Genomic DNA, 12,585 nt, shown 5'->3' on the forward strand with positions numbered 1-12,585 from the left:
GTCGCGATCCGCGAACCGGGGTGGTCAGAGGCGAAAGGCCAGCGGGTGCGGGCGTCCACCGGCGGCGGGGCCGTCGACGGCGCGGACCGCGACGTCCGGGATGGGTTAGAGTCCGGCCGCATGGACGGCACCACGCTGCGTACGCCCCGCCTGAGCCTGCGCCAGGTGGGTGACGGCGACGTCGACCGCATCCTCGAATACCGCAACCTGCCCGAGGTGACGTACTGGCTGCTGCGGACCGAGGTGGAGCCGGCGGCGTTCCGGGCGGCCTGGCGGCGCGCCGCCGACGACCCCGACGACCACAGCCGGGCGGTCGTCCTGGACGGCCTGGTGATCGGCACGGTCTCGCTCGACGTGCTGGACGGGATGGGCCAGCCGGGTATGCCGACCCGCACCGAGGCCCAGCTCGGCTACATCTTCGACCCGGCCCACGGCGGCCGGGGCTACGCCACCGAGGCGGTCACCGCGATGGTGGGGTACGCGTTCACCCGGTTGGGCGTCCGCCGGATCACCGCCGGATGCTTCGCCGACAACCTCGCCTCGGTACGGGTGCTGGAGAAGGTCGGCATGCGTCGCGAGCAGCACGGCGTCGGCGACTCGTGGCACGCCGAACGGGGCTGGGTGGACGGCTACACCTACGCCCTGTGCGCCGACGCCTGGCCCGCGCCACCCCGGTAGGCGCGTCGGGCCGCACCTCGGGTCACGGGGCCTGTTATGGCCGGGCCCGCTGCGGGTGGGGCGTCTCGTGGCGGGCCAGCATGGCGACGAACTCGGCGATCTTCCGTTCCCGGGTCTGCGCCCGTTTCACCGCGTTGAGCCGGTGCACGAGCGCGAACAGGTTGGTCCGGGTGAGCACGTCGAACATGGCCTGCGCGGCGGGGTCGGCGGCGACCGCGGCGAGCAGGTCGGCGGGCACCTCGACCTCCGACGGCGGGGCGTAGGCCGCGGCCCACCGTCCGTCTGCCTTGGCGGCCTCCACCGCGGCCCGTCCCGGGGGCTGCATCCGGCCCTGTTCCTCCAGCCGGGCCACGTGGGCGACGTTGCGTTGCGACCAGATGCTGCGCGCCCGGCGGGGGGTGAACCTGATCCAGGAACTCTCCTGGTCCCGCTTGCGGGCCTGCCCGTCGATCCAGCCGAAGCACAACCCCTCGTCGACCGCCTGCTGCCAGGTCAGGGTGGTGACCGTGCCGCCCTTGCGGGTCAGGGCGAGCCAGACGCCTGGTGAGGTGTCGTGGTGGGCCGACAGCCAGGCGCGCAGCGCGTCCGCGTCGGGGACGACCAACTCATCCAGTTCCGCGCTCGCCATGACGGCAGGTTAGCCGCTGCCGGTGACGATTCTCGGTGCCTCGTGGGCCACCCCCACGCCGCCTTCCGCCCACGCCGCGCCGGGGCCGGCGCGGCGTGGGGCCGTCAGGTCCCCGGTTCACGGCCGGGGGTGCGCAGGCCGTCGACGAGGATGGCCAGCAGGCGCGGCCCCCGGCTGTCGAGTTCGGTGTCGTCGAGCCGGGAGAGCCAACCGATCAGGATGATGACGTCCTGGGCCTCGGCGTCGGTGCGGATGCTGCCGGCCGAGCGGCCGGCGGCGAGCAGCAGTTCCACCGCTTCGCCGATCGGGCCGAGACTGTGCGCGGCGAGGTCACGCCAGGTCGCCGCCTCGACGGCGGCGAACACGTCCCGCTTGACCCGGGCGTAGGCGGCCACCCGGTCGAACCAGGCTGCCAACGCCGCCACCGGCGGGTGGGTGGCCAGCAGTTGCGGGGCGGCGGCGACCAGGTCGTCGACCTCGTGGCGGTACACCTCGACGAGCAGGTCCTCCCGGGTGGGGAAGTGCCGGTACAGGGTGCCCTGCCCGATGCCGCAGGCCTTCGCCACCGCGTTGAGCTTCAGCTCGCCCGGTCCGTGCACCAGGTCGCGGGCCGCGCGGAGGATGCGTTCGCGGTTGCGCCGCGCGTCGGCGCGGGACGCCGCACCCTTGACAGAAGCGGACACATGTCCGCTAGGCTCGTCGGGATAACCGGACATGTGTCCACTCTACCCCGAGGAGCACCATGACCATCCCCGGAAAGGTCGTCGCGATCACCGGCGCCAGCAGCGGCATCGGCGCGGCGACCGGCCGCCACCTCGCCGCGCTCGGCGCGTCGGTCGTCCTCGGCGCCCGGCGCACCGACCGGCTCGACCGACTGGTCGCCGAGATCGAGGCCGCGGGCGGCACCGCGGTCGCCACCCGGGTGGACGTCACCGCCCCGGACGACCTGCGGTCCCTGGTCGCCCTCGCGGTGGAACGTTTCGGCCGGCTGGACGTCCTGGTGGGCAACGCCGGGATCAGCAGGATCGGCACCGTCGCCGAACTGGACGTCGAGGGCTGGTCGGCGATGGTCGACGTGAACGTCAAGGGCGTCCTGCACGGGATCGCCGCCGCCCTGCCCGTCTTCACCCGCCAGGGCGGCGGCCACCTCGTCACGGTCGTCTCGACCGCCGGCCTGAAGATCGTTCCCACCCAGGCGGTGTACGCCGGGACGAAGAACGCGGTGCGCACCCTGCTGGAGGGTCTGCGGCAGGAGAGCACCAGCGGAGCGCTGCGGACGACCTCGATCTCCCCCGGTTACGTCCGCACCGAGTTCGTCGACCGGGCGATCGACGACCCCACGGTACGCGGGGAGGTACAGCGGACCATGGCCGCGCTCGGCCTCGACCCCGGCGCGGTCGCCCGCGCGATCGCCTTCGCCATCGACCAACCCGACGACGTCGAGATCGGCGACCTGACCATCCGACCGACCCGCCAGGGCTGAGGTGGCGTCGGCCGGCCCCCACCCGAGCGTCCGGCGGAGCTGCCGGCACCGCCCCGCCGGCCGCCCCGCCGGTCGGGCCGCTCAGGCCACGAGCAGGCGCAGGCCCAGCTCCGCGGTGTCACGGCGCAGCAGGTCCCCGTTGCGCTGCGCCCACCGGCCCGAGGCCAGGTCCTCCCGGAGCATCCCGACGGCCCGTCGCTCGGCCTGCGGCCCGACCCGGGTCCACACCGACACCGCGCGCCGCACCCGCTCGTCCAGGTACGCCTCCGGCCGCCGCCAGTACGCCTCGAACAGCCCGTCGGCGCAGTCCCACGGGACGTCCACCGGCTCGGCGCGCCCACCGATCGCGCGGGTCAGCTCACCCAACGGGGGCCAGTCGACCAGCAGACCGGCGAACTCCGGCAGGTAGTCGCGGGTCAGCCAGAACCTCTCCCGCCAGCCGGTGCCGGCGGCGTCGTAGGTGAACACCACCACCCGCCGGGCCACCCGGCGCATCTCCCGCAGCCCGGCGACCGGGTCCGGCCAGTGGTGGACGGTGCTGACCGCCATCGCCGCGTCGAAGGACCCGTCGGCGAACGGCAGGTCCCCCGCGGCGGCGGCCACGCACGGCGCGGCGTCGGCCGGACGCTGCGCCCGCATCACCGCCGACGGCTCCACCGCCGTCACCGCACGGTCGACGGGTTCGTAGGAGCCGGTGCCGGCCCCGACGTTGAGCACGGTCCGGGCGTCGCCCAACGCGGCCCAGATCCGGGCGGCGATCCGGGGTTCGGTGCGCCGGGTCGCCGGGTAGGCGTCGCCGATGGTGTCGTACAACCGGCCGCCGAAGACCCGTAGCTGCTCCTCCGGGGTGGTCGCGATCCCCATCGCCCGCGCGTGCAGCTCCCGGTCGATCGCCGCGACCAGGGCGGCGGCCCGGTCGCGCTGGTCGGTCAGCAGACCGCGCAGCCGGCACAGGTGCGCGACGGGGTCGGTGGCCGGGTCGTCCACCAGGTCCGCGATCTGCCGGAGCCCGAACCCGAGCCGCCGGTAGCCGAGCACCTCGCGCAGCCGCCGTACGTCGGCAGGCGAGTACGCCCGGTGTCCCGCCGCCGTCCGCGCGGACGGCGTCAGCAGGCCGATCTCGTCGTAGTGGTGCAGCGTCCGGACGGTGACCCCGGCCAGTTCCGCCACCCGTCCCACGGTCAGGTGTTCGTCCACGGCACCGACTATCCGTCCTCACGCCGCGTGAGGAGCAAGCACCCGCGACGGGTACGGCCGCCGCGGTGTCCGCGGCGGCCGTACGGGGGTCGCTCCGGTCGACCGGTCAGGCGACCGTGCAGGGGATGCCGTTGAGGGTGAAGGCGGTCGGCTTGGCGGTGTTGCCGGTGTGGCTGGCCTGGAAGCCGATCTCGACGGTGGCGCCGGGGGCGATCGTGCCGTTGTAGCTGACGTTGCGGGCGCTCACCTGGCCGCTGGTGGGCGAGATGGTGGCGCTCCAGGCCGACGTGATGGACTGGCCCGACGGCAGGGTGAACACCAACGTCCAGCCGTCGATCGTCGAGGTGCCGGTGTTGGTGATGCTGATGCTGGCGGTGAAGCCGGAGTCCCAGCTGTTCATCGTGTAGCCGACCCGGGGTCCGCTGCCGCCCGCCGTGGGGGTGGGGGTGGGCGTCGGGGTCGGGGTCGGCGTCGGGGTGGCCGTGGGCGTCACGGTCGGGGTGGGGGTCGGGGTGGTGCCGTTGATGCTGGTCACGAACGTCATCACGCTGCGCGCGGGCAGGTTGACGGTCAGCGAGCCGTTGGACATGGTCAGCGCGCTCTGCGGGGCGACGTTGCGGCTGCCGTCGGTCAGCCAGTTCTGCACGCTGCCCGACGCGGTGGCGCCGGAGAGGGTGAACTGCTGGCTCACCGCCGAGGTGTTCTTGTTGACCGCGACGATGACCACGGTGTTGCCGCCCCGGTAGGCCGAGACGTAGACGTTCGACGCCGGGTTGGCCGTGGCGTCGACGCGGACGTATCCGGGACGCACGAACCTGGCGTACTGGGCCATGATCGCGCCCCGCTTGCTGATCTGGCCGTCCTCACGCATGGGGCCGTAGCTGCGCCGCAGGTACCACCACACGTACGTCTGGAACTCGGCGTCGACCATGGACCGGTGGATGTGCTCGCCGACGTCGAGCGCCTCCGGCCAGGCGTCACCCGAGTTCGCGTTGCTGTTCGGGTAGTAGACCTCGGTCATCCACAGTTCCTTGCCCGCGCCCTTCTGCTTGAACAGCGGGTACGGGAAGTTCGAGTACGAGGTGCCGTAGAGGTGGGCCCCGATGATGTCGACGTTGGCCAGCGCGGTGGCGTCGTTGAGGATCGGGTCCGACATCGACTTGACGTACTGGAACGACTCCGGCGCCATCACCCGGGTGCTGATCACCCCGGAGTTCTCCTTGAGGAACTTGACGATCTCGGCGGAGGTCCACCACGTCCAGTCGTGGGCGTAGTCGGGCTCGTTCTGCACGGAGATGGCGTAGAGGTTGACCCCGTTGTTACGCATGTACACGGTGAAGTCGTTCAGGTACTGCGCGTACGCGGCGTAGGAGCTGGCCCGCAGGCGCTTGGCGTTGGTCTGGCTGCCCCGGGTGAACGTCTCGATCATGCTGGCCGGGGGGTTCCACGGCGAAGCGAAGACGGTGACCCCGAGTTCGGCCGCGCGCTTGGCCGTGGCCAGGTCACGGCTCCAGTCCGCCTGGCTCTCGCCGACCGGGATGCGCAGCACGGAGAAGCCGAGCCGCCCCTCGCCGGTGCCGAACGCCGTCTCCCGCTGGGCGGCGGTCAGGTCCCCGATCCAGCCGGCGTGGGTCATCGCGCCGTAGCCCTTGATCGTCTGCCGGGACGCCGACAGGTTGATGCTGGCCGGGGCGGCCGAGGCCTCGGTGGCCCCCAGGGCCGCCGTGGCCGCCGCGACGGGCAGCGCGCCCAGCGTCGTCAGGACGACGCGACGACTCAGCGTTTTCCGCTCGCCGGCCGCCGGCCCATTCTGATCCTGCGTCATTTCTTTCGTCCTCCTGGTGGTGGTGATACGCGCCCTGCCGGTTCCATCGAGCCGGTCGGCACCGATCTGCTGCGCCGCCACGGGGATGACCTGGACCTCACCGTCGGCGTTTCGACAGCACATATCGACTGTGATAATTGTGAACGTTAACGGCCGGAGTTTAGTTTCCCCTTCCATAGGGGTCAAGCACGCCGGCCGCATCCGGGTCCGCACCGATCCCGCGCGTCCTGTGGTCGTCGCCCACCGCCACCACGCGGGCGGCGACAGTGGCCGACCGGCGCGCACGGCCCACCACCCGACGGTTGCTAGCGTGACCGTCGTGACGGAGTTGGCGGACCTGGCCCTCACCCCCGACGAGCGGGCCCGGGGCATCGGGGTCGACAGCGTGCTGTTCGTGATGGACTGGACCGGCGAGGAGGAGCCCGACGCCCTGGCGGCGTTCGTGGCCGGGCGGGTCCGGGCCTTCGGGGCGCAGCCGGCCGGCGTCGACACCGACGTCGTCCGGCAGGCCGCCGGGGCCGACCCGACGCCGGGCCGGGGTGACCTGCCGATCCGCCAGCTCGACCACCTGTCCGGCATGCTGGCACCGCTCGGCTTCACCCTCGCGGTGCACGACGACGGCACCGACAGCTACCCGGTGCTGGTGCTGCGGACCGGCGGGCCACCGCCGGCCGGGCTGACCCACCAGGGCCAGCCGGTACGGGCCTGGGGCTCGCCACCCGCCGAGACCCTGGTCAGCCTCGACTGCCCACGCTGCGGCGCGATGCTGGTCTGGCAACTGCCGGCGACCGGGAGCCTCGCCGACGAGCACTGCGACTGCGGTGCCGCGCTGTTCGACGCCACCGGCCGCCCACTACCCGACGTCACGCTCCACGACTGAGCCGTTCCCGGCGGCCGACGACCAACAGGTAATGGCGTGCGGCCACCAGGCATCGTCCGAAATACCCCGCAGCACGCATGGCGCTCGGGATCTGCGCGGATCGGTGCGGTCGCGGCGACCGTGCCGACTCCGGCGGGCATTGATCTGACGTTCCGTCGTTTCCTCGTCGTCGCCGGGAATGCCCTGCGGTAACTGTCGGGCGGGCGCGATTGCGTCCACTCCGGTGCGTGGCGGTGCGCGATCCGGCGAACCCACGACCGGCACCGGCCCGGTGCCGGCACCCGACCGGTCGCCGCCGTCCCCGCCGGTCGCCCGACCGGGGCAGGTGGCCCGCCGCCGGGGACCACGCCGGTCGGGCACCGGCCGCGCCAAACGTCCGACCACGCGCCGGTGCCGCCGGCCGGTTCCCGATCGGGCGTGGCGTCGTCGCCGGCCGCTCCGTCAGGCCCCGGGCGTCGACGCCTCCAGCCGGCGGACGGCCCGGCTGGACACCATCCCGAGCACGGAGAGCACCACCAGCGCCGCGAGGATCAGCAGGGTGTCGCGGGTGCCGACCACCGCGGCGGCCGGTCCGACCGCCACCTGCCCCAGCGGAATGGCCACGAACGAGCCCAGCATGTCGTACGAGTAGACCCGGGCCAGCCGGTCGGCCGGGACGTGCTGGGCGATCGACGTCTCCCAGGCCACCGCGAACTGCTCCACGGCGATCCCGACCGCCACCGCGGCGGCCAGCAACGCCACCAGCGTCGGGGTCAGGGCCAACCCCAGCAGCAGCAGCGACTCGGCGACCATGCAGACCACTCCGAGCAGCAGCAGCCGGCGTACCCGCAGCCGCAACGCGACGATGCCGCCGACGACCATCCCGACGGTCTGCGCCGCCAGCACCAGGCCCCAGGCGCTGCGGCCGATCGTCGCGTCGGCGACGGCCGGGCCGAGCACGCTCACCCCACCGGCGAGCGCCGCGTTGAGCACCATGAACCCGAGCACCACCACCCACACCCAGGTCCGGGCGGCGAACTCGGTCCAGCCCTCGCGCAGGTCGGCGACGACGCCGGTACGGGCGGCACCGCCGCGTGCGGCGGGCACCCGGACCCCGGCGAAGGCGACGGCCGCGACGGCGAAGGTGACCGCGTCGACGGCGAGCCCCCAGCCGGGGCCGACCGCGGCGACCAGCAGGCCGCCGAGCGCCGTGCCGCCGATCATGCCGGCGTTCATGCCGAGCCGGATGACCGCGTTGGCCGACTGGATCAGCTCCGCCGGGACGGTCTGCGGGGTCGCGGCGGCCGCGGCGGGCTGGGCCAGGGCGCTCACCACCCCGTTGGCCGCGCCGAGCGCCAGCAGCAGCGGGATCGTCGCCGTGCCGGTGAGCACCAGGGCGGCCACCGCCGCCTGGGTCAGCGCACCGAGCAGGTTGGAACCGACCAGCACCAGCCGGCGGGGGACCCGGTCGGCGAGCACGCCGCCGAAGAGCACGAACAGCACGTTCATCAGCGAGCGGGCGCCGACCACCAGGCCCAGGTCGCGGACCGAACCGGTCAGGTCGAGCACGGCGAAGGCCAGCGCGACCGGGGCGACCGCGTTGCCGACCATGTTGACCAGCCGGCCGGCGGCCAGGCGACGGAAGGCGGCGTGCCGCAGTGGGGCGAGCATGTTCTCCTCCGGGACGCGGTCGCGCGACCCGGGCACCCTAGCCAACGTCGGCCGGCGGCGCAGCCCCGCCGCGTCGGCCCGCCGTCCACTGTCGCGGCCCGCACAGGGGCATTGACCTGCGTGGCTTCACGACGCCGAGATCAACATGTCACGCCCGCGACACGATCCGGCTCGACAGTGGGTCATCGTCGCCCACCCCTCAAGGAGCGTCATGGCCCCCACCCCACCGACCGACGCGGAACTGGACGTCCTCATCCGCGCCCGGCTCGCGTCGCTCGGCATCGACCTCGACCAGCTTCCCCCCGGCACCACCGCCGACCCGCAGACCGGCTCCCCCGGCCGGGACACCGTGCTGGCCTCGCTGCGCTCCTTCGTCCGCGGCACCGTCGGCACCCTCGCCGCCTACCAACCGCCCGCTCCGGCCGGCACCGACCCGGCCGTGGCCATGGCGCTGTCCCAGCAGCCCGCGCCGATGCTCTACCCCTCGATCAGCACCGAATGGCGGAAGTGATGAGCACAGCACCTGCCGACCGCGGCGTCGACCGTCGCGCCTTCCTCGCCCGGACCGCCGCGCTGGCCACCGCCTCGGCGGTCGGTGGCGTCGTCGGGCTGCCCGCCGTCGCCTCGGCGGCCGGCGTCACCCGTGCGGCGGTCGCCCCACCCGGCCGCTACAACCCGGCGCTGGCCGTACCGAACGCCTACGTCAAGCCGCGCCCGGAGGCGGTGGCCGACCCGACCGAACTGACCGTCGCCGAGGCCGCCTGGCTGATCCGGGCCGGCAAGCTCACCCCGGAGAAGCTGGTCGAGGCGTACCTGGCCCGGATCAGCCGCCACGAGACCACCTACCAGGCGTTCAACCTGGTGCTCGCCGAGCAGGCGGTCAAGGCGGCCCGCGCGATGGCCCGCAAGCCGCACCGGGGCGCGCTGCACGGCATCCCGCTGGCCGTCAAGGACAACTACTACACCGCCGGGGTGCCGACCACCGCCAGCTCCTACCTGTTCGCCGACTTCCGGCCCCCGTACGACGCCACGGCGGTGACCCGGCTGGTCACCGGTGGCGGGGCGATCGTGCTGGGCAAGACCCAGATGGGCCCGCTGGCCACCACCCGGGCCACCACCCCCGCCGGGGTGGTCACCACGGTCAACGCCTGGACCCCCACCAATCCCGCCACCGACCCGGGCGGGTCCTCCACCGGCACCGCCACCGCCGTGGCCGGACGGCTCGCCGCCAGCGGCACCGGCACCCAGACCGGCGGTTCGATCACCGCGCCGTCCAACGCGCAGAACCTCACCGGGCTCAAGCCGACCATGGGACGGGTGTCGCTGCACGGGATCATCCCGCTCAGCTACACCCGCGACCACCCCGGTCCACTGGCCCGCGACGCCAAGGACGCGGCCATCATGCTCACCGCGATGGCCGGCGAGGACCCGGCCGACCCGCGCAGCCAGGGCCTGCCCGCGGTGCCCAAGCTGATCGACGCGGCCACCCCCACCTACCAGGGCGGCAAGCTCAAGCTGCGGTGGAAGACCCGGATCGGGGTGCTGCCCGGCTTCACCGCCGGCACCTCGGAGACCGCGCTGGCCCGGCAGGCGTACCTGGCGAAGCTCGCCGCGATCACCGGCGCGACGATCGTCGACGTGCCGCTGCCCGACGAGTGGGAGCTGCTCACCGGCAGCGCGTTCAACAACGTACGGCTGCCCGAGCGCACCGAGCCCTTCCTGCCCTACCTGCGCACCGACCTGCGGGGTTTCGGGGTGTCGGTGACCGGCTGGTTGCAGGGGGCGCTGCTGGGCGGCGGCGAGTTCATCACCGGCCAGCGGGCCAAGCTGCTGCTGATGGAACGGGTGCTGGACCAGCTCTTCGCGCACTGCGACGTGGTGGTGCAGACCGGCCCGGTGCCGTTCGACATCCTCGGCCTGCCCGAGATCGGCTTCCCGATCGGGTTCACCGGCGCGGGACTGCCGATCGGCACCATCCTCGGTGGCCTGCCGTACGGCGAGGACCGGTTGTTGTCGGTGGTCGCCGCCTACCAGGCGGTGACCGACTGGCACCTGCGCCGGCCGGCCGACCCGCCGGCCGCCACGGCGACGGGACGCAGCGCGGCCCCGGCCGGACTGCGGCTCACCGCCGACCAGGTCGCCCAGCTCAGCCAGTGACCGTCAGGCCGTCAGGCCGTCCGCCCGCCGGCTCAGCGGCGGGCGGACGGCACCGGCGGCTGATCACAGCCGGCGGGACGTGCCGCCAGCGGCGCACCGCGCCCGGACTGATCGCCCGCAGCGGTGTCCGTGGCCGGGTCGACCGACCTCAGCCGATGGCGGTCAGCTTCGGCAGCACCTCGTCGGCGATCCGGTGGGTGAACTCCACCGGGTGCCGGTCCGGGGTGACCTGGACCTCGGTCACCCCGAGCGCGGCGTACCCGGCCACGTCGGCGAGGAACGCGTCCACGTCGGCCAGCGGCGGTCGCATCACGATGACCGTCTTGTCGATGGTGTCGTAGTCGCGGCCCTCGGCGGCGCAGTGCCCGCGCAGCACGTCCAGCTTGTGCGCCACCTCGGCCGGGCTGCTGCCGAACAGGTTGCAGGCGTCGGCGTACCGGGCCACCAGGAGCAGGGTCTTCTTCTCGCCGCTGCCGCCGATCATGACCGGCGGGTGGGGTCGTTGCAGCGGCTGCGGAGAGTTGAGCGTCTCGGCCAACCGGTAGTGCCGGCCCTCGAACGGCCCGTTGTCGTCGCTCCACATCTGCCGGCAGATCAGCAGCGTCTCCTCCAGCCGTTCGAACCGCTCGGCGACCGGGACCACCGGCACCCCGAGGCCGTGCTGTTCGCGCTCGTACCAGGACGCGCCGATGCCGAGCCGGGCCCGGCCGCCGGAGAGCACGTCCAGCGTGGTCACGATCTTGGCGAGCAGCCCCGGGTAGCGGTACATCACGCCGGTGACCAGCACGCCGAGCGTCATCCGCGAGGTCCGCGCCGCGACGAAACCCAGCGTCGTGTACGCCTCCAGCATCGGCTCCTCGGCGGGGGCCATCGCCTCCATCTGGAAGTAGTGGTCCATCACGGTGAACGATGCGACCCCGGCCTCCTCCGCGATCGTCGCGGTCTCGATCAGCGTCGGGGCGATCGCCGCCGGATCGGTCGGGGTCGAGTAGTTCCAGTAGTGCAGTCCGAGTCTCATGCCTCGTCCACCTCCACACCGATCCTAGTGGCGGCCGCGGACCGTCGCCGGGGTCGGCGCGGCCGGTCGGCTCAGCCGCGCCGCCACTTCTGGTTGGCACCGCCGGTGCACTCCCAGATCACCAGCCGGGTCCCGTCGGCGCTGTTCGCCCCCAGCACGTCGACGCACTTGTTGGCCTGCGGGTTGACCAGGTCGCCGGCACCGCTGAGGACGAACTGCTGGGCCGGGTTGCCGCTGCACCGGGCCAGTTGGACGACCGCCCCGTTCGCGGTCGAGCCCCAGGCCACGTCCATGCACAGGCCGAAGGCCCGCACGGTGCCGTCCCCGGCGAACGTCCACCGCTGGGCGGCGGTGCCGTTGCAGGTCCACAGGTGCAGGTACTGGCCGTCGACGCCGTTGGAGCTGGGCACGTCGATGCACTTGCCGGCGTACCCGACGAGCTGGCTGGTCCCGCCACCGCCGGTGGTGGTCAGCGACAGCCCGTACGCGCCGAGGATCTCGTTGACCGGCTGGTAGACGGTGGTGCCACCGGAGTTGCAGTCGCCACCGGCACCCGAGGTGACGCCCTGGGCCTGGTTGCCGGAGATGAACGCGCCACCGGAGTCACCGGGCTGCGCGCACGCGCTGCTCGCCACCAGGCCGTACACCAGGGAACCGGAGTAGTTGACGGTGACGTCGCGGGCGGTGATCGTGCCGCACCGCCAGCCGGTGGTCCGGCCGGACCGGCAGACCGCGCTGCCCACCGCCGCCTCCGCCGAGCCGGCCACCGCCGTCGTGCCACCGTTGTAGGTGTTCACCGTGGGCGTCGACACCCAGGAGGAGTTGGTCTGCACCCAGGCGTAGTCGTTGCCCGGGAAGGACGAGCCCCGGAAGGTGCCCTGGGCGACGCCGCTGCCGCTGGTGGTGCTGCCCGTCGCGCCGCAGTGCCCGGCGGTGACGAACCCGCCGGCGACGGCGAAGCCGACCGAGCAGAGCACGTTGTTGTTGATGACGTACTGGTCGCCGCCGCGGATGTCGTAGACCGGGCGGTACGGCTGCGCGGGCACCGCCCGGGTCACCTCGGCCGTGC

Annotated in this window: 12 protein-coding genes; 5 read left to right on the forward strand and 7 right to left on the reverse strand. The window is 73.4% G+C overall.

The genetic code is table 11. The annotated features are described in order from the left end of the window. The first annotated feature begins 120 nt into the window (after positions 1-120). Positions 121-678 carry a GNAT family N-acetyltransferase gene (locus B5D80_RS24730; RefSeq protein WP_088646333.1) on the forward strand — a complete coding sequence of 186 codons (558 nt, stop codon included), beginning with the start codon at positions 121-123 and terminating at the stop codon, positions 676-678. 34 nt (positions 679-712) lie between these two features. Here the strand turns inward: B5D80_RS24730 and B5D80_RS24735 are convergent, their stop codons facing one another. Continuing rightward, entirely contained in the window at positions 713-1,306 is a 594-nt protein-coding gene (locus B5D80_RS24735) for a YdeI/OmpD-associated family protein (protein WP_088646334.1), read from the reverse strand. Between the two features lie 104 nt (positions 1,307-1,410). Next, positions 1,411-1,989: a TetR/AcrR family transcriptional regulator gene (locus B5D80_RS24740; protein WP_245854962.1), complete on the reverse strand. Its 579-nt coding sequence runs from the start codon at positions 1,987-1,989 to the stop codon at positions 1,411-1,413. Positions 1,990-2,048: 59 nt separating this feature from the next. Here B5D80_RS24740 and B5D80_RS24745 point away from each other — a divergent pair, with 59 nt between their 5' ends. Beyond that, positions 2,049-2,789: an SDR family oxidoreductase gene (locus B5D80_RS24745; protein WP_088646336.1), complete on the forward strand. Its 741-nt coding sequence runs from the start codon at positions 2,049-2,051 to the stop codon at positions 2,787-2,789. 81 nt (positions 2,790-2,870) lie between these two features. Here B5D80_RS24745 and B5D80_RS24750 read toward each other — a convergent pair whose 3' ends face one another. Then, positions 2,871-3,986 (reverse strand): MerR family transcriptional regulator, encoded by a 1,116-nt coding sequence (locus B5D80_RS24750; protein WP_088646337.1) that lies wholly within the window; start codon positions 3,984-3,986, stop codon positions 2,871-2,873. 106 nt (positions 3,987-4,092) lie between these two features. Next, positions 4,093-5,811 (reverse strand): glucuronoarabinoxylan endo-1,4-beta-xylanase XynC, encoded by a 1,719-nt coding sequence (gene xynC / locus B5D80_RS24755; protein WP_088646338.1) that lies wholly within the window; start codon positions 5,809-5,811, stop codon positions 4,093-4,095. A 310-nt stretch (positions 5,812-6,121) separates the two neighbouring features. On the opposite strand from xynC, the gene B5D80_RS24760 reads away from it, so the two are divergent. Further along, the gene (locus B5D80_RS24760) at positions 6,122-6,691 is read left to right on the forward strand and encodes a hypothetical protein (RefSeq protein ID WP_088646339.1); all 570 of its coding nucleotides are present in this window, start codon (positions 6,122-6,124) and stop codon (positions 6,689-6,691) included. A gap of 441 nt (positions 6,692-7,132) precedes the next feature. Here the strand turns inward: B5D80_RS24760 and B5D80_RS24765 are convergent, their stop codons facing one another. Then, complete coding sequence (locus B5D80_RS24765) at positions 7,133-8,341, reverse strand: MFS transporter (RefSeq protein WP_088646348.1); 1,209 nt, start codon at positions 8,339-8,341, stop codon at positions 7,133-7,135. Positions 8,342-8,552: 211 nt separating this feature from the next. Here B5D80_RS24765 and B5D80_RS24770 point away from each other — a divergent pair, with 211 nt between their 5' ends. Further along, positions 8,553-8,852, forward strand: a complete 300-nt coding sequence (locus tag B5D80_RS24770) for a hypothetical protein (RefSeq protein ID WP_088646340.1) — start codon at positions 8,553-8,555, stop codon at positions 8,850-8,852. Beyond that, complete coding sequence (locus B5D80_RS24775; protein WP_245854963.1) at positions 8,852-10,498, forward strand: amidase; 1,647 nt, start codon at positions 8,852-8,854, stop codon at positions 10,496-10,498. Before B5D80_RS24770 ends, B5D80_RS24775 begins: the two co-directional genes overlap by 1 nt. 148 nt (positions 10,499-10,646) lie before the next feature. Here B5D80_RS24775 and B5D80_RS24780 read toward each other — a convergent pair whose 3' ends face one another. Beyond that, positions 10,647-11,516 (reverse strand): LLM class F420-dependent oxidoreductase, encoded by an 870-nt coding sequence (locus B5D80_RS24780; RefSeq protein WP_088646342.1) that lies wholly within the window; start codon positions 11,514-11,516, stop codon positions 10,647-10,649. A gap of 71 nt (positions 11,517-11,587) precedes the next feature. Beyond that, positions 11,588-12,585: ricin-type beta-trefoil lectin domain protein (locus tag B5D80_RS24785; RefSeq protein WP_211291638.1), on the reverse strand; the 998-nt coding region annotated here is incomplete at its 5' end.

The sequence above is a fragment of the Micromonospora wenchangensis genome (assembly GCF_002210435.1).
Classification (GTDB): Bacteria; Actinomycetota; Actinomycetes; order Mycobacteriales; family Micromonosporaceae; genus Micromonospora; species Micromonospora wenchangensis.

Bases quoted from the DNA above. Each gene is read 5' to 3' on its own strand.
- B5D80_RS24730 (WP_088646333.1), top strand. From the start codon at position 121: ATGGACGGCACCACGCTGCGTACGCCCCGCCTGAGCCTGCGCCAGGTG.
- B5D80_RS24735 (WP_088646334.1), bottom strand. From the start codon at position 1,306: ATGGCGAGCGCGGAACTGGATGAGTTGGTCGTCCCCGACGCGGACGCG.
- B5D80_RS24745 (WP_088646336.1), top strand. From the start codon at position 2,049: ATGACCATCCCCGGAAAGGTCGTCGCGATCACCGGCGCCAGCAGCGGC.
- xynC (WP_088646338.1), bottom strand. From the start codon at position 5,811: ATGACGCAGGATCAGAATGGGCCGGCGGCCGGCGAGCGGAAAACGCTG.
- B5D80_RS24765 (WP_088646348.1), bottom strand. From the start codon at position 8,341: ATGCTCGCCCCACTGCGGCACGCCGCCTTCCGTCGCCTGGCCGCCGGC.
- B5D80_RS24770 (WP_088646340.1), top strand. From the start codon at position 8,553: ATGGCCCCCACCCCACCGACCGACGCGGAACTGGACGTCCTCATCCGC.
- B5D80_RS24775 (WP_245854963.1), top strand. From the start codon at position 8,852: ATGAGCACAGCACCTGCCGACCGCGGCGTCGACCGTCGCGCCTTCCTC.
- B5D80_RS24780 (WP_088646342.1), bottom strand. From the start codon at position 11,516: ATGAGACTCGGACTGCACTACTGGAACTACTCGACCCCGACCGATCCG.